This is a genomic window from Phytobacter sp. V69, assembly GCF_965644215.1.
Lineage (GTDB): Bacteria > Pseudomonadota > Gammaproteobacteria > Enterobacterales > Enterobacteriaceae > Phytobacter.
Genome location: NZ_CBFFRL010000011.1, coordinates 22,299 through 45,933 on the forward strand (window position 1 = coordinate 22,299; position 23,635 = coordinate 45,933).

The window sequence follows — 23,635 nt, forward strand, 5'->3', positions numbered from 1 at the left end:
TTTTATTTAACTCGTGGTGGGTAGTCGAAATGACTATGCGTGATACTGTCATTATGACAACATGCATTGTCAAAATGACTGTGAGGCGACGATGAGTTTTTCCGTGAACGTGCTGGCGGGTATCGCCATTGAGTTACAGAGCGGCATTGGTCATGCCGACCGTTTTCAGCGTCTGATCGCCACCCTGCGCCAGGTGCTGGAGTGCGATGCCTCTGCGCTGTTGCGTTATGAAGCGCGGCAATTTATCCCGTTGGCGATTGATGGCCTGGCCCAGGATGTGCTGGGACGGCGCTTTACGCTGGAGGGCCACCCGCGACTCGAGGCGATTGCCCGCGCCGGGGATGTGGTGCGTTTCCCGGCAGACAGCTCTCTGCCGGACCCGTATGACGGGCTGATCCCCGGCCAGGAGAGCCTGAAAGTGCACGCCTGCGTGGGGCTGCCGCTGTTTGCCGGGCAAAATCTGATAGGCGCGCTTACTCTGGATGGCATGGCACCGGATCAGTTCGATAATTTTAGCGACGAAGAGCTGCGCCTGATTGCGGCGCTGGCGGCAGGGGCGCTCAACAATGCGCTGCTCATTGAAAAGCTCGAAAGCCAGAACATGGCTCCGGGCCTGCCTGCGACGTTCGAACAGGTCGCGCACACCGAAATGATCGGCCTTTCAGAAGGCATGGCGCAGCTTAAAAAAGAGATTGAGATTGTCGCCGGTTCCGATTTAAACGTGCTGGTAAGCGGTGAAACCGGCACCGGTAAAGAGCTGGTGGCGAAGGCCATTCACGAAAACTCGCCCCGGGCGGCTGATGCGCTGATCTATCTCAACTGTGCGGCACTGCCGGAAAGCGTGGCGGAAAGCGAGCTGTTTGGCCATGTGAAAGGGGCGTTTACCGGGGCCATCAGCAACCGTAGCGGCAAGTTTGAAATGGCCGATAACGGCACGCTGTTTCTTGATGAAATCGGCGAGCTGTCGCTGGCATTGCAGGCGAAGCTGCTACGCGTGCTGCAATACGGCGATATTCAGCGCGTTGGCGATGACCGCAGCCTACGGGTGGATGTGCGCGTACTGGCCGCCACCAACCGCGATCTGCGCGAAGAGGTGCTGGCCGGGCGTTTTCGTGCCGACCTGTTTCACCGCCTGAGCGTGTTCCCGCTGTTTGTTCCGCCGCTGCGCGAACGCGGTGAGGATGTGGTGTTGCTGGCGGGGTATTTCTGCGAGCAGTGCCGTCTGCGCCTTGGCCTTGGGCGCGTGGTGCTCAGCCCTGGCGCGCGGTCACATTTGCTGTCCTATCGCTGGCCGGGCAACGTGCGGGAGCTGGAACATGCCATTCACCGGGCGATTGTGCTGGCACGCGGAACGCGAAGCGGGGATGAGGTGGTGCTGGAAACGCGCCATTTTGCGCTGAGTGATGAGCCGGAACAGAATGTTGTCGCTGTGCAGGCCGTCCCTGTGGAGACGCAAAATCTGCGGGAGGCGACCGATGCGTTCCAGCGTACCGCCATTCGCCGGGCGCTGGAACACAGCCAGCATAACTGGGCGGCCAGCGCCCGGTTGCTGGAGATGGACGTCGCCAACCTGCATCGGCTGGCGAAACGTCTGGGGTTGAAAGATTAAATAATCCCGGCCTGATAGAAGGCCTGCAGGTTAATCGCGCCAACCAGTTTGCCGCTGTCATCCACCACCGGGGCGGCGGAGATTTTGCGTTTCATCAGCAGCTCTTTGGCGTCGATAGCGCGGCTGTCGGCGTTGAGGGTGATGCCGCCTTTGGTCATGGCTTCGCTGACATTCGCGTCCAGCGCACCGCCTGCAACCAGCCAGCGTCGCAGGTCGCCATCGGAGAAGATACCGAGGATTCCATCGGCTTCACTGCAGATAGCAACCATCCCCATCCCGGTGTGACTCAGTTCCAGCATGGCGTCCATCACCGTGGCGTCGATGCGCACGTGGGGAATCTCTTCTTTACGCATCAGGTGATGCACTTTATTCAGCAGGCGTGCGCCGAGCGCTCCCGCCGGGTGCGAGCGGGCAAAATCTTCCTCGTTAAAGCCACGCGCCTGCATCACCGCCATCGCCAGGGCGTCACCCAGCATCAGGGTGTTGACGGTGCTGGAGGTGGGGGCCAGCAGCATCGGGCAGGCTTCGCGTTCAACGGAAATATCCAGCACTGCGTTTGCGGCCAGCGCCAGCGGCGACAGGGATTTCCCGGTCATCGCCAGCACGATTACAGACCTTTCCTGCAACTGCGGGAGGATCAGATCCAGCTCTTTGGCCGAGCCGGAATAAGAGATAAAGAGCAGCACATCACGGCTTTCTATCATCCCCAAATCGCCGTGCAGCGCTTCTGCTGCGTGGACAAAGAAGGCGGGGGTGCCGGTGCTGGCGAAGGTGGCGGCAATCTTTTTACCAATATGCCCGGATTTGCCAATGCCCGAGACGATCACTTTCCCCTGGCAACGAATAATGGCATCGGCGGCGCGTAAAAACGCCTCGCCCAGGCGCTCCGGCAATCGGCTGGCTTCCTGCAGCTCAAGCAGCAGCGTCTGACGTGCGGTATGTAATAAAAGCTCACTCATGTTTTTCTCCAGCCACGATCACTTCGATGCCTTTCTCTTCCAGAGCGGCACGAAAGTCTGCCGGGATCCCGGCATCGGTGATCAGTTTATCGACGCTTTCCAGACTGCACACAATATTCGGGCTTTTGCGGCCAAATTTGGACGAATCTGCCATCAGGATCACTTCCCGCGCCGCGTTGCACATGGCTTTACTGACGGTGAAGACTTCATTGAAGGTGGTGACCCCGGCATGCAAATCGATGCCATCGGTGCCCATAAACAGTTTGTCGAAGCTGAAATGCTCAAAGGCGTTTTCCGCCAGTTGCCCATGGAAGGACGCGGATTTTTTGCGAAAGGTTCCGCCCGGCATCAGGATGGTTTGTTCATTATCCAGCTCGGAAAGCGCATTGACGATATGCAGGCTGTTGGTCATCACGGTGATGTTGTTGAAATGGCTCAGCAGGGGGACCATTTGCAGCACCGTGCTGCCCGCGTCCAGAATGATGGAATCGCCATCCTGAATAAATCCCACGGCGGTTTCGGCAATCAGCCCTTTTTGCAGGGTGTTGATTAAGGTCTTGTGGTCGATCGGCGGATCGGCTTCGTCTTTATTCAGCACGACACCGCCATAGGTGCGGATGACCGCGCCGGAGTGCTCCAGCACCACTAAATCTTTACGTATGGTGGTGCCCGTAGTGTCGAAGTGTGCTGCCAGCTCTTCAACCGAACATTTTCCCTGCTTTTGCAGATGCTCAAGAATGGCTGCCTGCCGCTGACGTGGTTTCATGGGCGCTTTTATCCTGCGTTAAGTTGCAAAATGATAATTTCGCAAGCTCATTGCGTTCACAACGAAATTATCCATGCTTCAGTTTAAGCGCTAATAATAGAGCATTCTGACAGATCGGATCATGGGGAAAGATCACATCAGGCTCTAATTCCTCACGTTTCAGGCCGATTAAGGTGTCGATTTTCGCGGGTCTGGCGAAAACGGTTAACCCGCGCATCAGCAGGGTGTCGGCGACGCGGTCCTGTTTATCGAACGCAACGGCAAGAACAACGCGCGGTTTGAAACGCCCGCCGGAGCGCCCGACGCCAACGCGCCCTTGCTGGCACAGCGCATCAAAGGCACGATTGAACTGGCGAATTTGCCAGCCGCCCAGCGCCATCTGGCTGAGCCAGGCGATAACAGCAAAGGTAATCAGTGCGGAAACCATTATTCCTCCTTTCCCCGGATGCGGCGCAAGCGCCTTATCCGGGCTACATTGATCTCCCTCTCCCTGTGGGAGAGGGTTGGGGTGAGGGCCGGGTGAGAACGTCAGACCACCCGATTCAGAACATCACCTGCCCGCCGGTAATATTGATCGACTGCCCGGTACAATAAGAGGCCTTCGGGCTTGCGTAAAACAGCAGCACGTCCAGCACATCCTGATAATCACAGCCGCGCTCAAGCGGGACCTTATCAATGTAATGCTGCTCAACCTTATCGGCGGCGATCCCCAGCTTGCTGGCATATTGCGGGATCAGGGACTGGAACATCGGCGATTTCAACAGGTTGCCCAGCATCAGTGAATGCACAGTAATACCGTATTCCGCGAGATCCAGCGCCAGTGATTGCGTCAGCCCCACGCCGCCAAACTTCGCCGCGCTGTAGCCGGAGTTGTGCTTGCTGCCCACCTTGCCGGATTTCGAGTTGATCTGGATGATACGACCCTGAATCCCGTCGCGAATCATCAGACGCGAAAACTCACGGGCACACAGAAAATACCCCACCAGATTCACCTGCAGTGAACGGTCAAAATCCCCGAGCTGCACATCGCTGATAAACGCCGCTTTGGCAATGCCCGCGCTGTAGACCAGTAAATCCGCGCGGCCAAAAATCTCATCCACACCGCGGGAAAGTGCCAGAACGCTCTGCTCGCTGGTGGCATCTGCGCCAAAACCGTAGGCCATGCCTTCACCGAACTCAGCGTTAATCTCTTGCGCCACGGTCGCGGCCTTATCACTCTGAATATCCACTACCGCTACGCGATAGCCTTCTGCGGCCAGCCCACGGCTGAGGAACGCCCCGAGTGTTTGTCCCCCACCAATGACAACGGCAACCTGTTTCATACTTTTCTCCTTACGACTTAAGCGACAAATTTCAGTGTGCAACCTGGATTGATGCTCTCCGGCACGTCACCTGCGACGTGTACCGTGCCGGGATATTCCGCCTGCGTCTGTCCATCGAAACGCAGGGTAATGTGCCCAAGTTCGCGCAGATTCAGCTCCGCCACCTCGCCGACGGCGGTCACCGGGTACTGCTTGCCGCCCAGCTCGAAACGGGCGCCGGGCTTAAGCTGTCCGTAGAAATCGCCGTGACAGTGGATAAAGCAAAACTCGGCCACATCGTCGGGGGCGCCTTCCCGGAAGGTAATCAGCATCCGGTCGCTTAGCGCATCGCGGGCGCAGTCACCAATCTGCGTAATAGTGGTTTGATAAATCACGCTCATGAACAACCTCTTATTGATAAATAAAGCCAGAGACAAACCAGGCGATAAGCACCGTTGGCGCGCCGGTTAAGAAGCGGCTGACCAGCACGGACGGCACGCCGACGCGCACGGTGTCCTGGCGTGCTTCGGCCAGTGAAAGCCCAACGGGGATAAAGTCACATGCGGCCTGGGCGTTAATGGCGAACAGGGCTGGCAGGGCAAGATGCGGCGGGATATTGCCCTGGCCAATTTGCACGCCAATCAAGACGCCGATCACCTGCGCGATGACCGCCCCTGGGCCGAGGAACGGCGACAGCAGGGGGAAAGAGCAGATCAGCGCCAGCGTCACCAGCCCTAACGGATGGCTGGCCAGCGGTGCCAGGCCGTGGGCAATCCAGTCACCCAGGCCGGAAGCCATGATGATGCCAATAAGCGCCGAGACGAACGCCATAAACGGCAGGATGGTTTTCAGCACCGTATCGATGGTGTCGCGCCCGGCCTGGAACAGCACGGCGACGGCGGAGCCCATCCCCATGCCGACTTTCGCCAGCAGCCCGTCGCTCTGCTCGGTGATTTTTTTACTGCTGTCGTAATCTCGGGCGCTCGATTCACGCTGCACGGGTTTACTGGTGAACTCGCCGTCCTGCCAGTAGATGTTTTCTTCCCTTACGCCAGAGACATAGATGTCTTCCAGGATGTACTGCGCCAGCGGGCCTGACTTGCCGGTGGCATGGATATTGATGGTTGGAATGCGGCGTTTCGGGTAGATACCGCAGCGCAGCGTCCCGCCGCAGTCGATCACCGCCACACCGATTTCCGCTTCTGCAGGTTCACCCTCTTTAAAGCCATCGACCGCTTCCCAGCCGGTCATTTGCGCCAGCTTGTCGACGATCGCCGGGCGCGTACCCGCGGTGATATAGACGATCTTTTTGTTCGCGGTGGGATCGAGTTCCAGTGGGCCGCCCCAGCCGCCGGTGCCTTTTTCAATCACAATGCAGCTCATGATGTCGCTCCTGCCAGTTGTACTTTCTGTTCAAGCTGAATGCCCATTTTTTTCTCGAAAATCGCCGTCGTCAGATCGGTAATCCAGCCGCGGAAAAAGTTGGTGACCAGACCCACCAGCAGATAGCTCACTGCCAGCGGGCCGAGCGGCAGACCGAGGGTGGTCAGGCCGTTGGCGATACCCAAATAGACGAACAATTCGCCGGGGTTGATGTGGGGGAACAGGCCATTCATCGAGTGACAGCTGTACGAGGCGGCCGCGTAATAACTGGGTTTGTAGCGTTCCGGCATAAAGCGCCCAAGACTCAGCGTCATCGGGTTACAGAAAACAAAGGTGCCCACGCACGGCAGCAGCAGGTAACGGGTCACCGGGTTGCCAGCACAGCGCTGTGCCAGCCGCTCGATGCGGTGCTGACCAATGAAGTTGATCAGTGCGTTCATGATAACCAGCAGGCTTATCAGCAGCGGCAGAATACCGGTCACCATCCCGGTAAACACAACCCCGCCTTTCTGAAACAGCCCGATGAACCATTCGGCACCATGGGTAATGGTTTCGATCATTGTTCTCTCCTGTAGGGTTTCACGTTGTTGCAAAACTGGGGCTTATAATAATCATTATGAAAGTTTAAAAAGTGTTATTTAGATCTCAATATGAAAGATAAAATGATCATTGTGAAAGTTTTTAGTAAGGAGGAAGTGTGAAACGAATACAAACGCGGGATTTCAGAAAAGAGAAGGGAGAAGATGTTTGGAAGCCGCTTCCTTGTGGAAGCCCGCATGCTTTACCATAATTCCTCCTGGTTGAATGAATTGTTAAATGGATGTCCCATGTTTAAGCGTCGTTACGCAGCGCTCCTCCCTGCGCTCGTTTTACTTGCCGCCTGTAGCAGCAAACCTCAACAAACCGCCGCGTCCACCGAAGGGGTGATCACCGGTCAGCCCGCGGAACCGTCCGGCGGTTTCCTGCTCAAGCCGCAGCACAATGTGATGGCGATGGGCGGTGACTTCGCCAATAACCCGGCGGCGGAGCAGTTCATCAATGAAATGGTGAGCAAGCACGGCTTTGACCGTCAGCAACTACACGAAATTCTTTCTCAGGCGAAGCGACTCGATTACGTGCTGCGCCTGATGGACAGACAGGCGCCTACCGGCCCGGCACCGGTTGGGCCGAATGGCGCATGGCTGCGCTATCGCAGCCAGTTCATCACCCCGGACAACGTGCAAAACGGCGTGGCGTTCTGGGATCAATATGAAGACGCGCTGAATCGCGCATGGATGGTCTATGGCGTACCACCGGAAATTATCGTCGGCATTATCGGCGTGGAAACCCGCTGGGGCCGCGTGATGGGCAAAACCCGCATCCTCGACGCGCTGGCGACCCTCTCATTTAACTACCCCCGCCGTGCGGCGTACTTCTCCAGCGAGCTGGAAACCTTCCTGCTGATGGCGCGTGATGAAAGTGATGATCCGCTCGATTTGAAAGGTTCGTTTGCCGGTGCGATGGGTTACGGGCAGTTTATGCCATCGTCCTACAAGCAATATGCCGTTGATTTTAATGGTGACGGACACATCAACCTGTGGGACCCGGTGGATGCCATCGGCAGCGTGGCAAACTACTTTAAAGAGCACGGCTGGGTGAAAGGCGACGCCGTTGCGGTACCGGCCAACGGCCAGGCACCGGGGCTGGCGAATGGCTTTAAAACCAACTACAGCGTGGCTCAACTGGCGTCGGCGGGCTTAACGCCGCAGCAATCGCTGGGGAATCATCAACAGGCCAGCTTGTTGCGCCTGGATGTGGGCACCAATTACGAGTACTGGTACGGCTTACCGAACTTCTACACCATCACCCGTTACAACAGCAGCACGCACTATGCGATGGCGGTCTGGCAGCTAGGCCTGGCGGTTGCAGAGGCGCGCGGTCGCTAATCCTCTTGCCCCCCTCCTGCGGGAAGGGGCAGAAACATTTCGACGCACTCCCCCGATAAATTCCAATTTACTTCATTTTTGTTTCTCATTATTGTTATGTTATAACATATTGAAGGCCAAATAATGATGGATGTTACCCTTTTCTCCTGCGCCAGCGCAGTCCGACTTGGACTGGCTGTGGCGTTGTTGGTTGTGCTGTGGCTGCTGACTGCATGGGCGGTGGCACTGGCATGATTGAGCTTGATCATCTGGTGGCGGGCTACGGCTCGCGCGCCATTACCCCCTCCCTGTGTGGTGTAGTGGAAGCCGGCAGCATGACCGCGATTGTCGGTGCCAATGGCTGTGGTAAATCGACGTTACTCAAAACGCTGGCAGGCTTACTGCCACCGGTCAGTGGCACGCTGCGCTGGGCTCCTTCACGCCCGGTTATCGGCTGGCTGGCGCAACGGCAGACGCTGGACCCGCATTTTCCGATTACCGTGCAGGATGTGGTCAGCATGGGGGCCTGGCCGCGTATCTCGCTGTTTCGTGGTCTCAATCGCCAGGCCAGGGCGCACGTGTCTGAAGCGCTGGAGCGGGTCGGGATGCGGGATATGGCCAAAACCACCGTTGAAGCCCTCTCTGGCGGCCAGTTTCAGCGCATGCTTTTCGCTCGCATGTGGTTACAGCAGGCGCCGCTCGTCATGCTCGATGAACCCTTTACCGGCATTGATGAAGCCACAAGCCATGTGTTGATGGAGCAGATTGTCGATATGCATCAGCAGGGACAAACCATTCTTGCCGTCTTGCACGACAGCGAACGCGTTAAACGCTACTTCCCCCAGACGCTGCGTCTGGATACGGAAAGCGCCCATTGGGGCGCGACCGAATTGACCCTGGCGCAGAACAGCGGAGCGTGCCTGGCATGATATGGCATCTCTTTTTCCAGCCGTTTATTGAGTTCGGCTTTATGCGCCGTGCGCTGGTGGTGTGCCTGGCGCTATCCATTAGCACCACGGCACTGGGCGTATTTTTACAACTGCGCCGCATGAGCCTGATGGGCGATGCACTTTCGCACGCGATTTTACCCGGCGTGGCGGCAGGTTATTTGCTCAACGGCATGTCATTGCTGGCGATGAGCCTGGGCGGATTCTTTGCCGGGATTATCGTGGCGCTGGTGGCAGGGGTTATCAGCCGACGCACGCCGCTAAAAGAGGACGCCAGCTTTGCCGGTCTGTATCTCGCGTCGCTGGCGCTGGGGGTTACGCTGGTGTCGCTGCGTGGCTCGAGCGTTGACCTGCTGCATTTACTGTTTGGCTCGGTGCTGGCGGTCGATCAGGACGCAGCGATGTTTGTCGCAGGCGTCGCCAGCCTGACGCTGCTGTGCCTGGCGCTGTTTTACCGCGGACTGGTTAGTGAAGCCTTCGACAGCAGCTTTTTACAGATTAACGCACCGCGCCTGCCCGCTGTTTTCCACAGCCTGTTTCTGGCGCTGCTGGTGCTAAACCTCGTCGCCGGGTTTCAGGTGCTGGGCACATTGATGGCGGTGGGCGTGATGATTTTACCGGCGGTCGCGGCACGCTGTTGGGCGCGGACATTGCCCGGGCTGCTGCTGTTTGCAGGCGTGAGCGGTGCGTTCTGCGCATGGTTTGGCCTGAGCCTTTCGTGGGTGGCAGGGCTACCGGCAGGACCGTCTATCGTCCTGACCGCGAGCGTCGTTTTTATTTTTTCCATTTTATTCGGCGTGCGCAGCACTTTACGCGCACAAAAACCAGGCAAGGAGACATGATGAAAAAGACAGGTGTGGTTCTGGCATTGGCGCTTGGGCTGATGACACAAAGCGTAATGGCGAAGACGTTGAACGTGGTCGCCAGCTTCTCGGTTCTGGGTGACATTGCGGCCAAAACGGGTGGGGACCATGTAAAAGTGACCACGCTGGTTGGTCCGGATGGTGACCCGCATACCTTTGAGCCGAGCGCCAAAGACAGCGCGCTGCTCAATAAGGCTGATGTAGTGGTAGTAAACGGTCTGGGGCTGGAAGGCTGGCTGGACCGACTGGTGAAAGCGTCCGGCTTTAAAGGCGTGGTCGTTGTCGCCTCTGAGGGCGTGTCAACGCACACGCTGGAAGAAGACGGCAAAACCGTCACCGACCCGCACGCCTGGAACAGTGCGGCTAACGGTGCGCTCTATGCGAAGAACATTCTCTCAGCGTATGTAAAAGCCGATCCGCAGGATGAAGCGGCATTAAAAGCAACCGGCCAGCAATATATTGAGCAGGTACAGCAGATGGACATCTGGGCGAAAACCCAGTTCAGCGCGGTACCGCAAGAGAAACGCAAAGTGCTGACCAGCCACGACGCCTTTGGTTACTTTGGCCGCGCGTACGGCGTGACCTTCATGGCACCGCAGGGTATCTCTTCGGAAAGTGAAGCCAGTGCACAGCAGATGGCCGACCTGATTAAGCAGATCAAAGCCGACGGGGTTCACACCTGGTTTATGGAAAACCAGCTTGATCCGCGTCTGGTGAAACAGATTGCCAGCGCGACCGGTGCGCAGCCGGGTGGGGAACTCTATCCGGAAGCCTTAAGTAAAAAAGGCGGTGAAGCGGATTCTTACGTCAAAGCGTTTCACCACAACGTTGAAACCATCGCCAACAGCATGAAATAACCCTCTAAGCCAGCGTAAGCTGGCTTTTTTCTGAAGCCTCCTCGTAAATTCGTCAGCCCGTCCCCACCTTTATCTTGAAAGTGGTATCTTTTCCGCCACGGTTTAAGTGCGACAGGAGTCTCCATGACTGACAGCGAATTAATGCAATTGAGTGAACGTGTAGGGCAGGCGCTCAACGCGCGTGGGGCAATGGTTACCACGGCGGAATCCTGCACCGGTGGCTGGGTGGCAAAAGTCATTACCGATATCGCCGGAAGCTCAGCCTGGTTTGAGCGCGGTTTCGTCACCTACAGTAACGAGGCCAAGTCGCAGATGATCGGCGTGAAAGCCGAAACGCTTGCCGCACACGGTGCGGTGAGTGAACCGGTGGTGGTAGAGATGGCCATCGGCGCCTTAAAAGCCGCGCGGGCGGATTACGCTATCTCCGTAAGCGGCATTGCCGGGCCGGACGGTGGCAGTGAGAGCAAGCCTGTCGGCACCGTGTGGTTCGGTTTTGCCAGCGTGAGCGGGCAGGGCATTACCCGGCGCGAATGCTTTAACGGCGACCGGGAAGCGGTGCGTCGTCAGGCGACGGCCTATGCGCTGCAAACACTGTGGCAACATTTTCTACAAAACACTTGATACTGTATGACTATACAGTATAATTGCGACAACAGAACAGAAATTCACGGCGAAGCGAACGCGTTTCACCTTGCATGACAGGAGTAATCATGGCTATCGACGAAAACAAACAAAAGGCGCTTGCGGCAGCACTGGGTCAGATCGAAAAGCAATTCGGTAAAGGCTCCATCATGCGTCTGGGTGAAGACCGTTCCATGGATGTCGAAACGATCTCCACTGGCTCGCTTTCGCTGGATATCGCACTGGGTGCGGGCGGTCTGCCAATGGGCCGTATTGTTGAAATTTACGGGCCAGAGTCGTCCGGTAAAACGACGCTGACCCTGCAGGTGATCGCCGCCGCGCAGCGCGAAGGCAAAACCTGTGCGTTCATCGACGCCGAACACGCGCTGGACCCGGTCTATGCACGTAAACTGGGCGTTGATATCGATAACCTGCTGTGTTCTCAGCCGGATACCGGTGAGCAGGCGCTGGAAATCTGTGACGCGCTGGCACGCTCTGGTGCCGTTGACGTTCTCGTTGTCGACTCCGTTGCGGCGCTGACGCCGAAAGCGGAAATCGAAGGCGAAATCGGTGACTCTCACATGGGCCTCGCGGCACGTATGATGAGCCAGGCAATGCGTAAACTGGCGGGTAACCTGAAACAGTCCAACACGCTGCTGATCTTTATCAACCAGATCCGTATGAAAATTGGCGTGATGTTCGGTAACCCGGAAACCACCACCGGTGGTAACGCGCTTAAGTTCTACGCCTCTGTTCGTCTGGATATTCGTCGCGTTGGTGCGGTGAAAGAGGGCGACAACGTGGTCGGTAGTGAAACCCGCGTGAAAGTGGTGAAAAACAAAATCGCTGCACCGTTCAAACAGGCTGAATTCCAGATCCTCTACGGCGAAGGTATCAACTTCTACGGTGAGTTGGTTGATCTGGGCGTGAAAGAGAAGCTGATTGAAAAAGCGGGCGCCTGGTATAGCTACAACGGCGAAAAAATCGGTCAGGGTAAAGCGAATGCGACAAACTGGCTGAAAGAAAACCCGGCAACGGCGAAAGAAATCGAGAAGAAAGTGCGTGAGATCCTGCTCAGCAATCCTTCATCCGGTGCCGATTTCTCGGTGGACGACAACGGCCAGGGTGTCGAAGAAACCAACGAAGATTTCTGATAATCTGAATAACAATCAAGGGCTGCTGATGCAGCCCTTTTGTTTTTAGAGCCTGCCAGGATTTAACCATGTCTGACAACACACCCCGCCGCTCCGCCTATGCCCGCTTACTCGACCGCGCGCTGCGTATTCTGGCGATGCGCGATCATGCGGAACAGGAACTTCGCCGCAAACTTACCGCCCCGGTAATGGGGAAAAACGGTCTGGAAAAGACCGATGCCACGCCGGAAGATGTCGACAAGGTCATTGCCTGGTGTATGGAAAGCAACTACCTCGACGATGCGCGTTTTGCCCGCCAGTTCATTGCCAGCCGCAGTCGCAAAGGTTACGGCCCCGCGCGTATCCGCCAGGAAATGGGCCAGAAAGGGCTGGCGCGGGATATCTGCGAAAGCGCGATGCGTGAGTGTGATATTGACTGGTGCGAACTTGCTCGTGAGCAGGCGCAGCGTAAATTCGGTGACCCGCTCCCCGTGGCCTTTGCGGAAAAAGCAAAAGTGCAACGCTTTTTGCTCTATCGTGGCTATTTACTGGAAGATATTCAGGATATCTGGCGAAATTTTGCCGATTGACCGCATACGGGATTTTACTTCGTAGTAAAGAAAACTTATCTTATTCCCACTTTTTCCAGTAGCGGGTTGCTGTCTGTCAAAGGGCAGTAATCCGCTACGACATTTCGTTAGCTTGATTTCAGGATAATTATGAGCAAGAGCACCGCTGAGATCCGTCAGGCGTTTCTCGATTTTTTCCATAGCAAGGGCCATCAGGTAGTTGCGAGCAGCTCCCTTGTGCCGAATAACGACCCGACTCTGCTGTTTACCAACGCCGGGATGAACCAGTTCAAGGACGTATTCCTTGGGCTCGATAAGCGTAATTATTCCCGTGCGACTACCGCGCAGCGCTGCGTGCGTGCGGGTGGTAAACACAACGACCTGGAAAACGTCGGTTACACCGCGCGTCACCATACCTTCTTCGAAATGCTGGGTAACTTCAGCTTCGGCGATTACTTTAAACACGATGCTATCCAGTACGCCTGGGAGCTGTTAACCGGTGATAACTGGTTCAAACTGCCGAAAGAGCGTCTGTGGGTTACCGTGTACGAGACTGACGACGAAGCCTACGAGATCTGGGAAAAAGAAGTCGGGATCCCGCGCGAGCGCATTATCCGTATCGGTGACAACAAAGGCGCGCCTTATGCTTCCGATAACTTCTGGCAGATGGGCGACACCGGTCCGTGCGGTCCTTGCACCGAGATTTTCTACGATCACGGCGATCACATCTGGGGTGGCCCTCCGGGAAGCCCGGAAGAAGACGGCGACCGCTACATTGAGATCTGGAACATCGTCTTCATGCAGTTCAACCGTCAGGCTGACGGTACCATGGAGCCGCTGCCGAAACCGTCCGTTGATACGGGCATGGGGCTTGAGCGTATCACCGCTGTACTGCAGCATGTGAATTCCAACTACGAAATCGACCTGTTCAGCAAACTTATCAAAGCGGTAGCCGACGTCACTGGCGCGACCGATTTGAGCAACAAATCCCTGCGCGTTATCGCGGACCATATTCGTTCCTGTGCCTTCCTGATTGCTGATGGCGTGATCCCGTCGAATGAGAACCGTGGCTATGTGCTGCGCCGTATCATTCGTCGTGCTATCCGTCATGGCAACATGCTGGGCGCGAAGGACACCTTCTTCTACAAACTGGTTGGCCCGCTGCTTGAAGTAATGGGTTCTGCCGGTGAAGAGCTGAAACGCCAGCAAACGCAGGTTGAGCAAGTTCTGAAAACCGAAGAAGAACAGTTTGCTCGTACGCTGGAGCGCGGTCTGGCGCTGCTGGACGAAGAACTGGCGAAACTGAAAGGCGACACGCTGGACGGCGAAACCGCTTTCCGTCTGTACGATACCTATGGCTTCCCGGTGGATCTGACGGCTGACGTTTGCCGTGAGCGTAACCTGAAAGTTTACGAAAAAGGCTTTGAAGCCGCAATGGAAGAGCAGCGCCGTCGTGCGCGTGAATCCAGCGGTTTTGGTGCAGACTACAACGCGATGATCCGCGTTGACGGTAGCTCAGAATTTAAAGGCTATGACCATCTGGAACTGACTGGCAAAGTGACCGCGCTGTTTGTTGATGGTAAAGCGGTTAATGCCGTGAACGCCGGTCAGGAAGCCGTTGTGGTTCTGGACCAGACGCCGTTCTATGCGGAATCCGGCGGCCAGGTTGGCGATAAAGGCGAGCTGAAAGGCAACGGCTTTACGTTCACCGTGAGCGACACGCAGAAATATGGCCAGGCAATTGGTCACCTGGGCAAAGTGGCCACAGGTTCGCTGAAAGTAGGCGATGGCGTGAAAGCAGAGGTGGATGAAGCGCGTCGTCTGCGTATCCGCCTGAACCACTCCGCGACTCACCTGATGCACGCCGCCCTGCGCGATGTGCTGGGTACGCATGTGGCGCAGAAAGGCTCACTGGTTAACGACAAAGCGCTGCGCTTCGACTTCTCGCATTTCGAAGCGATGAAACCGTCTGAAATCCGTGCGGTAGAAGATCTGGTGAACGCGCAAATTCGCCGTAACCTGCCGATCGAAACCAACATCATGGATATCGACGCAGCACGAGCCTCTGGCGCAATGGCGCTGTTTGGCGAGAAATATGATGACCGCGTGCGTGTTCTGAGCATGGGTGACTTCTCTACCGAACTGTGTGGCGGTACTCACGCATCGCGTACGGGCGATATCGGCCTGTTCCGCATTGTGTCTGAGTCCGGTACGGCCGCGGGCGTGCGTCGTATTGAAGCGGTCACTGGCGAAGGCGCGATTGCTGCGCTGCACGTACAGAGCGACCAGCTGCACGACATCGCACAGTTGCTGAAAGGCGATAGCGCGAATCTTGGCGACAAAGTTCGTTCCACACTGGAGCGCACCCGTCAGCTTGAGAAAGAGCTGCAGCAACTGAAAGAACAACAGGCCGCCCTGGAAAGCGCAAGCTTGACCGGGAAGGCTGAGGATATCAACGGCGTTAAACTCCTTGTCAGCGTGCTGGAGGGTGTTGAACCGAAGATGCTGCGTACCATGGTAGACGATCTCAAGAATCAATTAGGTTCTGCCGTTATCGTTCTGGCCACAGTGGCAGAAGGTAAGGTTTCTCTGATTGCGGGTGTGTCTAAGGATGTGACCGACCGCGTGAAAGCAGGGGAACTGGTTGGGATGGTTGCCCAGCAGGTTGGCGGTAAAGGTGGCGGGCGTCCAGATATGGCGCAGGCCGGCGGCACGGACGTGGCAGCACTTCCTGCAGCAATCGCCAGCGTAAAAGGCTGGGTAGGCGCGAAACTGTAATAATTACAAAGCGAATGCAGTCGTCATGGCCTTGCGGTCATGACGCTCTTGCCACTACGCTATTGAAAACGATAAAGTCAGGTTGAAGTTGTGTATATCGGCTAAACTTACGTCTAACAGAATGTAATGCCGTGACTGCTTACACTTTACGTGTTTGTCATCGCTTACCTTTTGGCGTTATATGATGGAGAATGCCGTGATACAGAGAGACCCGACTCTTTTAATCTTTCAAGGAGCAAAGAATGCTGATTCTGACTCGTCGAGTTGGTGAGACCCTCATGATTGGGGATGAGGTCACTGTGACTGTTTTAGGGGTTAAAGGTAACCAGGTACGTATTGGCGTTAACGCTCCTAAAGAAGTGTCTGTTCACCGTGAAGAAATCTACCAGCGTATCCAGGCTGAAAAATCACAGCAGTCCAGTTACTGATATTACCGCGTCTCGCCACCCTGGCGAGACGCAGCATTTTTCCCCGATTCTCCCTTTACTGCGTTACCTTTTTATTTCACTCCCGCAATCTGACTCTTCTTCCTGATGCTTTTGTCTGTGTTGTCGTACGAGGTGCATCACGTAATTTCTGCTGATAAAACATCCTTTTTGCGCTTTTAACCGGCTAATTGTCTGCGAAGTGTGCAAACGATTCAGGGGCTGGAAAAATTGTTTGACTTATAAGTCCCAGAAAGTAATATGTGCGCCACGCAGCGACGATGAGCAGAAACAAGTTCTTCTAAGCACTCGTAAGAGGCGTGTTGGTGAGGTGGCCGAGAGGCTGAAGGCGCTCCCCTGCTAAGGGAGTATGCGGTCAAAAGCTGCATCCGGGGTTCGAATCCCCGCCTCACCGCCATTTGCATCCATAGCTCAGCTGGATAGAGTACTCGGCTACGAACCGAGCGGTCGGAGGTTCGAATCCTCCTGGATGCACCATCTTTATCAGTGTTGCGGCTTGTTGAGCGATATTGAATCGGTAGTAAAGCAGTAAATCCTGATGCATCCATAGCTCAGCTGGATAGAGTACTCGGCTACGAACCGAGCGGTCGGAGGTTCGAATCCTCCTGGATGCACCATCTTTTATCAGGTATGGCTTTCAAAGCGGTATCTGATATCGGCAGTAAAGCAGTAATCCTGATGCATCCATAGCTCAGCTGGATAGAGTACTCGGCTACGAACCGAGCGGTCGGAGGTTCGAATCCTCCTGGATGCACCATCTTTCTCNNNNATCCATAGCTCAGCTGGATAGAGTACTCGGCTACGAACCGAGCGGTCGGAGGTTCGAATCCTCCTGGATGCACCATCTTCTCCAGATTCACAGCAATACTGTTCTTTCATGGTCTGCGCGATAACCGCGAGCACCAGGAAGGATAACGTTGCTTCAGCAGCGGCCCGTAGGGCGAACGCAGTGAGTCATCCCCCTGCATGCACCATCTTCTTCGAAAAAAACATCTTTTCCAGAACAACATTCTTTTCTCCGTCTCCTGATTTACCCGTTTCTACACATCTCCTTTTCCTTCCGTTATGGATTCTTATTGGCAGGCTGTTCTTTCCTCTATAATTTATCTACTTATCACGATGTGAATTGAGTAAGGCGAAGACAAGGAGAGACATGATGAAAGGGTTCAAAGCAATTTCTGCGTTTTGCGCAATGTTACTTGTCGCATTGACCCTGAGTGGTTGTGCGGGCTCGTCCAAAAAAGAAAGTACGGGGGGCTATATCGACGACACGGTTGTGACGACGAAAGTCAAAAGTGCGCTCTTTAACGATAAAAACATTAAGTCTTCAGAAATCAGCGTCGAGACCTTCAAAGGGCGTGTGCAACTGAGTGGTTTTGTCTCGTCGGCTGAAAGCGCTAAGCGTGCGGTCGATGTAGCGCGTCGGGTTCCGGGCGTTCGCGTGGTTGAGAACGATTTAAGAATTAAATAACCTTCTGCAAAACACAAAGGCGCCGCCGTGCGCCTTTGTTGTCTCTGCGTCCGGCAGCGACAACAATCTCTGTTTACGATAAAGTAACGTTTTGTTATCTGGTCTACGAGAACACGATGTACGAACGTTACGATGGTCTGATTTTCGATATGGATGGCACCATCCTGGATACCGAACCGACTCACCGTAAAGCCTGGCATGACGTGCTGGGACATTATGGTCTGCGCTACGATATACAAGCGATGATTGCGCTAAACGGTTCTCCCACCTGGCGTATTGCTCGGTCGGTTATTGAGCTGAATCAGGCCAGCCTCGACCCTTATGCGCTCGCGCGTGAAAAAACCGAGGCGGTGAAAGGCATGCTGCTCGATACCGTCCGCCCACTGCCGCTGATTGATGTTGTCAAAGAGTGGTATGGTCGCCGTCCGTTAGCTGTCGGAACGGGGAGCGAAAGCGCGATCGCCGAAGCATTGTTATCCCATCTTGGCCTGCGTCAGTATTTCACTGCCGTGGTTGCTGCCGATCATGTCAAAAATCATAAGCCTGCGCCCGACACCTTTTTACTCTGTGCTGAGCAAATGGGCGTTGCGCCGGAAAAATGCGTGGTTTTTGAGGATGCAGATTTTGGCCTGCAGGCGGCGCGCGCTGCCGGGATGGATGCTGTGGACGTGCGTCTATTGTGAGTGAAACGCTCTCGCTTGCGTCACTCTTTGCCAGCAGTTTTCTTAGCGCCACATTGCTTCCTGGCAACTCTGAGGTGGTGCTGGTTGCGATGTTGGTATCCGGCCTTAGTCAGCCGTGGCTACTTGTATTAATAGCAACAATAGGTAATAGCCTTGGGGGGCTGACTAACGTTATTCTTGGGCGTTTCTTTCCATTACGTGAAAAGTCACGCTGGCAGGAAAAAGCAACAGGTTGGCTAAGGCGCTACGGCGCAGCCACACTGTTATTAAGCTGGATGCCTGTAATCGGCGATTTGCTGTGCCTGCTGGCGGGATGGATGCGCATCTCCTGGGGGCCGGTAGTGTTTTTTTTTGTGCCTTGGGAAGGCGATACGCTATGTGCTACTGGCCATCGTAACGCTTCAGGGTATGACGTGGTGGCACTAATTGGACTGAGTGAGTGACCTTTAATCGTCAACCATTACAATTATGCTTAATAAAATGAATATTACAGGCGGGAGGTCAATTTGATCCCGGACGTATCACAGGCATTGTCCTGGCTGGAAAAAAATCCTCAGGCTCTAAAGGGGATTCAACGTGGTCTTGAGCGCGAAACGCTGCGCGTCAATGCGGATGGCACGCTGGCAACCACCAGCCATCCGCACGCACTGGGTTCCGCGTTGACCCATAAATGGATTACGACGGATTTTGCCGAAGCCTTGCTGGAGTTTATTACTCCGGTAGACGGTGATATTCAGCATATGCTGACCATCATGCGTGACGTTCACCGTTTTGCCGCGCGTGAAATTGGCGACGAGCGCATGTGGCCGCTGAGCATGCCGTGCTATATCGAAAACGGTCAGGATATCGAACTGGCGCAGTATGGCTCGTCAAACATTGGCCGGCTGAAAACGCTGTACCGCGAAGGGTTGAAAAACCGCTATGGCGCGTTGATGCAGACCATTTCAGGCGTGCACTACAACTTTTCTCTGCCGATGGCTTTTTGGGAAGCCAAATGCGGGGAAACCGATAAAGAATCCGTTTCAGACGGTTACTTCCGCCTGATCCGTAACTATTACCGTTTTGGTTGGGTCATTCCGTATCTGTTTGGCGCGTCTCCGGCGATTTGTCCCTCGTTCCTGCAGGGCAAACCGACAACGCTGCCGTTCGAGAAGACCCCTGGCGGCATGTATTATCTGCCGTATGCCACTTCGCTGCGGTTGAGCGATCTGGGGTATACCAATAAGTCGCAAAGCAACCTTGGCATCACCTTTAACAATCTGTCTGACTATGTCGTAGCGCTGAAACGCGCGATTAAGACGCCGTCAGAGGAATACGCGAAAATTGGCCTGGAAAAAGACGGTAAGCATCTCCAGATCAATACCAATGTCCTACAGATTGAAAATGAGCTGTATGCCCCGATTCGCCCGAAACGCGTGACGCGTAGCGGTGAATCGCCGTCAGATGCTCTGCTGCGCGGCGGGATTGAATACATTGAAGTGCGTTCGCTCGACATCAACCCGTTCACCCCGATTGGCGTGGATGAGCAGCAGATCCGTTTCCTCGATCTGTTTATGGTCTGGTGTGTGCTGGCGGATGCGCCGGAAATGAGCAGTGACGAACTACTGTGTACGCGTAAAAACTGGAATCGCGTGATTCTGGAAGGGCGCAAACCGGGCCTGACACTGGGTATGGGCTGTGAAGCCGATCAGTTCCCGTTGCCAGAGGTTGGAAAAGATCTGTTCCGCGATCTTAAACGCGTCGCACAGACCCTGGATGGCCTCTACGGCGGCAATCATTACGAAAAAGTGTGTGATGAACTGGTGGCAAGCTTCGACGATCCGGAACTGACATTCTCAGCACGCATTCTGCGTTCTATGATTGAACAAGGTATTGGTGGTACAGGTAAGTCGCTGGCAGACAAATACCGTACGATGCTGCGTGAAGAGCCGCTGGAAATTTTGCGCGAAGATGATTTCAGAAAAGAGTGTGATGCATCCCTGGCTCGCCAGAAAGACGTTGAAGCGTCGGATACGGAAACATTCGAGGCGTTGTTAGCAAGACACATCTGACAGAAAAGAAAAAGGCCACATTACTGTGGCCAAAATATTCATCTCTGAAAACAGGGATGATGATAACAAATGCGCGTCTTTCATATACTCAGACTCGCACCCGTTAAAAGAGTTCATTTTATTTTAAAAAAAATCACTGTGGAGGTGACTAAATGCCATTGTTGGATAGCTTCACTGTCGATCATACCCGTATGGAAGCGCCTGCAGTCCGTGTTGCCAAGACCATGAACACGCCGCACGGCGACGCCATCACCGTATTCGATCTGCGTTTTTGTGTGCCCAACAAAGAAGTGATGCCTGAAAAAGGTATCCACACGCTGGAGCACCTGTTCGCTGGCTTTATGCGCGATCATCTCAACGGGAACGGCGTGGAAATTATCGACATCTCCCCGATGGGCTGCCGCACGGGCTTCTACATGAGCCTGATTGGTACGCCTGACGAGAAACGTGTTGCCGATGCGTGGAAAGCGGCAATGGCCGACGTGCTGAAAGTGAAGGAACAGAACCAGATTCCGGAACTGAACGTCTACCAGTGCGGCACGTACCACATGCACTCCCTGAGCGAAGCACAAGACACCGCGCGCCATATTCTCGATAAAGACGTACGCGTCAACAGCAACGAAGAGCTGGCGCTGCCGAAAGAGAAACTGCAGGAACTGCACATCTAGTGCGCCTTTTCCCTCTCCCGCCGGGAGAGGGATGGGAAGGGGAGGTTAAGCGATGTCCACTGCATTAACCTTCTCTTTTACCCATCGCCCCCTGGTCCCCTTTGCACATGATTATGAGCACGGAGAAAGCGAGCCGTGGCATCAGCACGACTGCGCGCAGCTGCTGCATATCTTAAGCGGTGTGGTACGGGTGGACACGGCATCGGGTTGTTGGGTTGTACCGCCGGGGCGTGGCGTCTGGCTACCTGCCGGAACCCAGCATGCGATTCGTATCACGGGGAAAGTGGCGGCCCGCACGCTGTTTATTGACCCGCTTGCCCGCGCGGATTTGCCCGCTTCCTGCCAGATTGTACAAATCAAGCCGCTGCTGCGTGAGCTGATTGTCGCCTCATTTTCCCTTGCCGAAAATTATCTGCCGGGCAGTCGCGATGAACGTGTGTATGAGCTGATACTTGATGAGATCCGCGGCATGCGCGTGCTGCCATTCTTCTTGCCTGAGCCGGAAAGCGAGGTGCTGAAAAATCTGTGTCTGCGCATACGCGAGTCGATAGCCCAGCCCTGGAGCAGTGCGCAGGCATCGACGTTAATCAGCATGAGTGAAAAGACCCTGAACCGTCATTTTCAACGGCAAACGGCGTTAACCTATGGCAAATGGGTTCGGCGGGCAAAGCTGATGGAAGCGCTGCTCAGGCTTGCGCAGGGGCACTCGGTACTGCGCGTCGCGCTGGACCTGGGATACGGCAGCCACAGCGCATTTACGGCGATGTTTCGCCGGGTGATGGGCATATCACCCAGCGATTATTTCCGCACTCCGGAAAATCAGTGATTCTGGCTCAGCGCATTCAGTAACGCCTGTAAAGAGGCTCTTGCCACGTCATTATCGATTCCCACCCCCCAGCTTCCGCTGCCATCCGGATACAGGCAGTGAATGTAAGCAACTGAGCGGCTGTCGCTGCGCTCGCCAAGCGTGTGTTCGTGATAATCCTTAATACTGAATGGCTGTTTAAGCAACTGGCTCAACGCGCCTGCGGCGGCCGACAGCAACCCGTTGCCCTGGGCTTCGATTTTGCGGTTAGCTCCCTGGAACGCCAGCGTGGCCTGTAGATGTAACTGGCCGTCCTGGCGACTTTCGCTTTTATAATCCACCAGGGCCAGCGAAGGCTGCGGCACCAGACCGTAGCGCTGACGAAAGAGCTGCCACAACGCGTTTTGCGTCATCTCTTTACCGTGGCTATCGGTTTCACGCTGCACATGCTGGCTAAAATCCTGCTGCAACGCGCGGGGCAATTTCAGCCCGTGATTTTGCTCAATCAGCCACGTGCTGCCGCTCTTACCGGACTGACTGTTCACGCGGATCACCGCTTCGTAGGTACAGCCAATGTCCTGTGGATCGACCGGAAGGTAGGGCATCTCCCAGCGCTCGTGGGCCTTGCGGGCGTCGAAACCTTTTTTGATCGCGTCCTGATGCGAGCCGGAAAAGGCGGTATAGGCCAGGCGTCCGGCCCAGGGGTGGCGCGGGTGAACTGGCAGTTGGTTACAGGTTTCCACCACATCGACCACGCGCTGCATATTGCTGAAATCCAGCTCTGGCGAAATGCCCTGGCTATAAAGATTCATCGCCAGCGTGACCAGACACACGTTGCCGGTGCGCTCGCCATTACCGAACAGGCAGCCTTCGACGCGATCGGCACCGGCCAGCAGAGCCAGCTCAGCGCTCGCAACACCGGTACCGCGATCGTTATGAGGATGAACGCTGATGCTCACATCCTGGCGGCGGCTAAAGTGGCGGCAAAAATACTCAATCTGATCGGCGTAAACGTTGGGGGTGTTCACTTCGACCGTCGCGGGCAGGTTGATAATCATCGGGCGCCCGGCACCGGGTTCCCAGACGTCGGCCACGGCTTCACAAATTTCCAGCGCGAATTCCGGCTCGGTAAAACAGAAGGTCTCCGGGGAATACTCGTACTGCCAGCGCGTGTGTGGATGCTGTTCACACAGTTGGCGAATCAGGCGCGTGGAACGTACGGCAAGGGCAATCACATCGGCCTTTTCCATACCAAACACCAGCTTGCGAAACAGCGGTGCCGTCGCATTGTAAAGGTGAACGGTGGCACTGTGTGCCCCCTGCAGTGCGGCGAAGGTACGATGGATCAGGTCCTCGCGCGCCTGGGTCAGTACCTGGATCGTCACATCCTCGGGAATACGCTTCTCTTCAATCAGCTGGCGAACAAAGTTGAAGTCGGTTTGCGAAGCGGAGGGGAACGCCACTTCGATCTCTTTGAAACCGCAGGCGAGCAGCAGATCCCAGAATTGCAGCTTACGTTCGCTATCCATCGGCTCTGCCAGCGCCTGGTTGCCATCGCGCAGATCTGTCGACAGCCAGCGGGGCGCGTGGATCAGCTGTTTTTCCGGCCAGCGGCGGTCAGGTAACGAAATCGGCGTATAGGGACGGTATTTTTCTGCAGGGTTCTTGAGCATGGTCTTCTCCTTTTGTCTGTTAATTATCCTGGCGGCAGACGAGAAGGGATGCTTTAGCGTAGCGGACAGAAACTAGGCTGTGTCCCTTAATTGCATAACCTCTTGTAAAACAATCGGATGCAACCCAGCTTGACCATTGAAAGATAAT

General features: G+C 55.3%; 23 protein-coding genes, 4 tRNA genes and 1 pseudogene. 20 read left to right on the plus strand and 8 right to left on the minus strand.

The genetic code is table 11. The features are described from left to right. Nucleotides 1–91 precede the first annotated feature (91 nt). Nucleotides 92–1,609 (plus strand): nitric oxide reductase transcriptional regulator NorR, encoded by a 1,518-nt coding sequence (gene norR, locus ACSZPU_RS02890; protein ID WP_498995293.1) that lies wholly within the window; start codon nt 92–94, stop codon nt 1,607–1,609. Here norR and gutQ read toward each other — a convergent pair. The 7 genes from gutQ to srlA form a co-directional block, all read right to left on the minus strand. Beyond that, nucleotides 1,606–2,568 (minus strand): arabinose-5-phosphate isomerase GutQ, encoded by a 963-nt coding sequence (gutQ, locus tag ACSZPU_RS02895; protein ID WP_498995295.1) that lies wholly within the window; start codon nt 2,566–2,568, stop codon nt 1,606–1,608. The two genes, norR and gutQ, sit on opposite strands and share 4 nt — an antisense overlap. Next, nucleotides 2,561–3,334 carry a glucitol operon DNA-binding transcriptional repressor SrlR gene (srlR, locus tag ACSZPU_RS02900; protein ID WP_498995296.1) on the minus strand — a complete coding sequence of 258 codons (774 nt, stop codon included), beginning with the start codon at nt 3,332–3,334 and terminating at the stop codon, nt 2,561–2,563. The genes gutQ and srlR overlap by 8 nt, the downstream gene beginning before the upstream one ends. 67 nt (nt 3,335–3,401) lie before the next feature. Beyond that, the gene (gene gutM, locus ACSZPU_RS02905; protein WP_498995299.1) at nt 3,402–3,761 is read right to left on the minus strand and encodes a transcriptional regulator GutM; all 360 of its coding nucleotides are present in this window, start codon (nt 3,759–3,761) and stop codon (nt 3,402–3,404) included. Nucleotides 3,762–3,876: 115 nt separating this feature from the next. Next, nucleotides 3,877–4,656 (minus strand): sorbitol-6-phosphate dehydrogenase, encoded by a 780-nt coding sequence (srlD, locus tag ACSZPU_RS02910; RefSeq protein ID WP_498995301.1) that lies wholly within the window; start codon nt 4,654–4,656, stop codon nt 3,877–3,879. Nucleotides 4,657–4,673: 17 nt separating this feature from the next. Beyond that, nucleotides 4,674–5,036, minus strand: coding sequence for a PTS glucitol/sorbitol transporter subunit IIA (srlB, locus tag ACSZPU_RS02915; protein ID WP_498995302.1), 363 nt, complete (start codon nt 5,034–5,036; stop codon nt 4,674–4,676). A 10-nt stretch (nt 5,037–5,046) separates the two neighbouring features. Then, nucleotides 5,047–6,018 (minus strand): PTS glucitol/sorbitol transporter subunit IIB, encoded by a 972-nt coding sequence (srlE, locus tag ACSZPU_RS02920; protein WP_498995304.1) that lies wholly within the window; start codon nt 6,016–6,018, stop codon nt 5,047–5,049. Continuing rightward, nucleotides 6,015–6,578 carry a PTS glucitol/sorbitol transporter subunit IIC gene (gene srlA, locus ACSZPU_RS02925; protein ID WP_039077628.1) on the minus strand — a complete coding sequence of 188 codons (564 nt, stop codon included), beginning with the start codon at nt 6,576–6,578 and terminating at the stop codon, nt 6,015–6,017. The genes srlE and srlA overlap by 4 nt, the downstream gene beginning before the upstream one ends. A 267-nt stretch (nt 6,579–6,845) precedes the next feature. Between srlA and mltB the strand changes: the two genes are divergently transcribed. From mltB to ACSZPU_RS03020, 19 genes and pseudogenes are all read left to right on the plus strand, one after another. Beyond that, a complete protein-coding gene (gene mltB, locus ACSZPU_RS02930) occupies nt 6,846–7,943 on the plus strand; it encodes a lytic murein transglycosylase B (RefSeq protein ID WP_498995306.1) in 1,098 nt (365 codons plus the stop codon). Nucleotides 7,944–8,173: 230 nt separating this feature from the next. Further along, nucleotides 8,174–8,851 carry a metal ABC transporter ATP-binding protein gene (locus ACSZPU_RS02935; protein ID WP_498995308.1) on the plus strand — a complete coding sequence of 226 codons (678 nt, stop codon included), beginning with the start codon at nt 8,174–8,176 and terminating at the stop codon, nt 8,849–8,851. Beyond that, on the plus strand, nt 8,848–9,711 hold the full coding sequence (locus ACSZPU_RS02940; RefSeq protein WP_498995310.1) for a metal ABC transporter permease: 864 nt from the start codon (nt 8,848–8,850) through the stop codon (nt 9,709–9,711). Before ACSZPU_RS02935 ends, ACSZPU_RS02940 begins: the two co-directional genes overlap by 4 nt. After that, entirely contained in the window at nt 9,711–10,589 is an 879-nt protein-coding gene (locus tag ACSZPU_RS02945; protein ID WP_498995334.1) for a metal ABC transporter substrate-binding protein, read from the plus strand. Before ACSZPU_RS02940 ends, ACSZPU_RS02945 begins: the two co-directional genes overlap by 1 nt. Nucleotides 10,590–10,712: 123 nt before the next feature. Further along, nucleotides 10,713–11,210, plus strand: coding sequence for a nicotinamide-nucleotide amidase (pncC, locus tag ACSZPU_RS02950; RefSeq protein WP_498995312.1), 498 nt, complete (start codon nt 10,713–10,715; stop codon nt 11,208–11,210). A gap of 89 nt (nt 11,211–11,299) precedes the next feature. Further along, complete coding sequence (gene recA / locus ACSZPU_RS02955) at nt 11,300–12,364, plus strand: recombinase RecA (protein WP_498995314.1); 1,065 nt, start codon at nt 11,300–11,302, stop codon at nt 12,362–12,364. 68 nt (nt 12,365–12,432) lie between these two features. Continuing rightward, nucleotides 12,433–12,933 carry a recombination regulator RecX gene (recX, locus tag ACSZPU_RS02960; RefSeq protein ID WP_498995316.1) on the plus strand — a complete coding sequence of 167 codons (501 nt, stop codon included), beginning with the start codon at nt 12,433–12,435 and terminating at the stop codon, nt 12,931–12,933. A 129-nt stretch (nt 12,934–13,062) separates the two neighbouring features. After that, the gene (alaS, locus tag ACSZPU_RS02965; RefSeq protein ID WP_498995317.1) at nt 13,063–15,690 is read left to right on the plus strand and encodes an alanine--tRNA ligase; all 2,628 of its coding nucleotides are present in this window, start codon (nt 13,063–13,065) and stop codon (nt 15,688–15,690) included. A 242-nt stretch (nt 15,691–15,932) separates the two neighbouring features. Further along, nucleotides 15,933–16,118, plus strand: coding sequence for a carbon storage regulator CsrA (gene csrA / locus ACSZPU_RS02970; protein ID WP_000906486.1), 186 nt, complete (start codon nt 15,933–15,935; stop codon nt 16,116–16,118). 322 nt (nt 16,119–16,440) lie between these two features. Further along, nucleotides 16,441–16,533: transfer RNA gene (locus ACSZPU_RS02975), tRNA-Ser, on the plus strand. Between the two features lie 3 nt (nt 16,534–16,536). Beyond that, nucleotides 16,537–16,613 (plus strand) — tRNA-Arg (locus tag ACSZPU_RS02980). Between the two features lie 63 nt (nt 16,614–16,676). After that, nucleotides 16,677–16,753, plus strand: a tRNA-Arg gene (locus ACSZPU_RS02985). A gap of 63 nt (nt 16,754–16,816) precedes the next feature. Then, nucleotides 16,817–16,893: transfer RNA gene (locus ACSZPU_RS02990), tRNA-Arg, on the plus strand. A 399-nt stretch (nt 16,894–17,292) separates the two neighbouring features. Continuing rightward, a complete protein-coding gene (locus tag ACSZPU_RS02995) occupies nt 17,293–17,607 on the plus strand; it encodes a BON domain-containing protein (RefSeq protein ID WP_498995335.1) in 315 nt (104 codons plus the stop codon). Between the two features lie 116 nt (nt 17,608–17,723). Further along, nucleotides 17,724–18,290, plus strand: a complete 567-nt coding sequence (yqaB, locus tag ACSZPU_RS03000) for a fructose-1-phosphate/6-phosphogluconate phosphatase (protein ID WP_498995326.1) — start codon at nt 17,724–17,726, stop codon at nt 18,288–18,290. Beyond that, nucleotides 18,287–18,716: pseudogene (locus ACSZPU_RS03005) on the plus strand (YqaA family protein). Before yqaB ends, ACSZPU_RS03005 begins: the two are co-directional and overlap by 4 nt. Before the next feature lie 80 nt (nt 18,717–18,796). Next, nucleotides 18,797–20,341, plus strand: coding sequence for a glutamate--cysteine ligase (gene gshA / locus ACSZPU_RS03010; RefSeq protein WP_498995327.1), 1,545 nt, complete (start codon nt 18,797–18,799; stop codon nt 20,339–20,341). 152 nt (nt 20,342–20,493) lie between these two features. After that, nucleotides 20,494–21,009 carry an S-ribosylhomocysteine lyase gene (gene luxS, locus ACSZPU_RS03015; RefSeq protein WP_498995328.1) on the plus strand — a complete coding sequence of 172 codons (516 nt, stop codon included), beginning with the start codon at nt 20,494–20,496 and terminating at the stop codon, nt 21,007–21,009. Nucleotides 21,010–21,061: 52 nt separating this feature from the next. Beyond that, nucleotides 21,062–21,835, plus strand: coding sequence for an AraC family transcriptional regulator (locus ACSZPU_RS03020; RefSeq protein WP_498995331.1), 774 nt, complete (start codon nt 21,062–21,064; stop codon nt 21,833–21,835). Here the strand turns inward: ACSZPU_RS03020 and leuA are convergent. Then, nucleotides 21,829–23,487 (minus strand): 2-isopropylmalate synthase, encoded by a 1,659-nt coding sequence (gene leuA / locus ACSZPU_RS03025; protein WP_498995332.1) that lies wholly within the window; start codon nt 23,485–23,487, stop codon nt 21,829–21,831. The genes ACSZPU_RS03020 and leuA overlap by 7 nt on opposite strands. Nucleotides 23,488–23,635 lie beyond the last annotated feature (148 nt).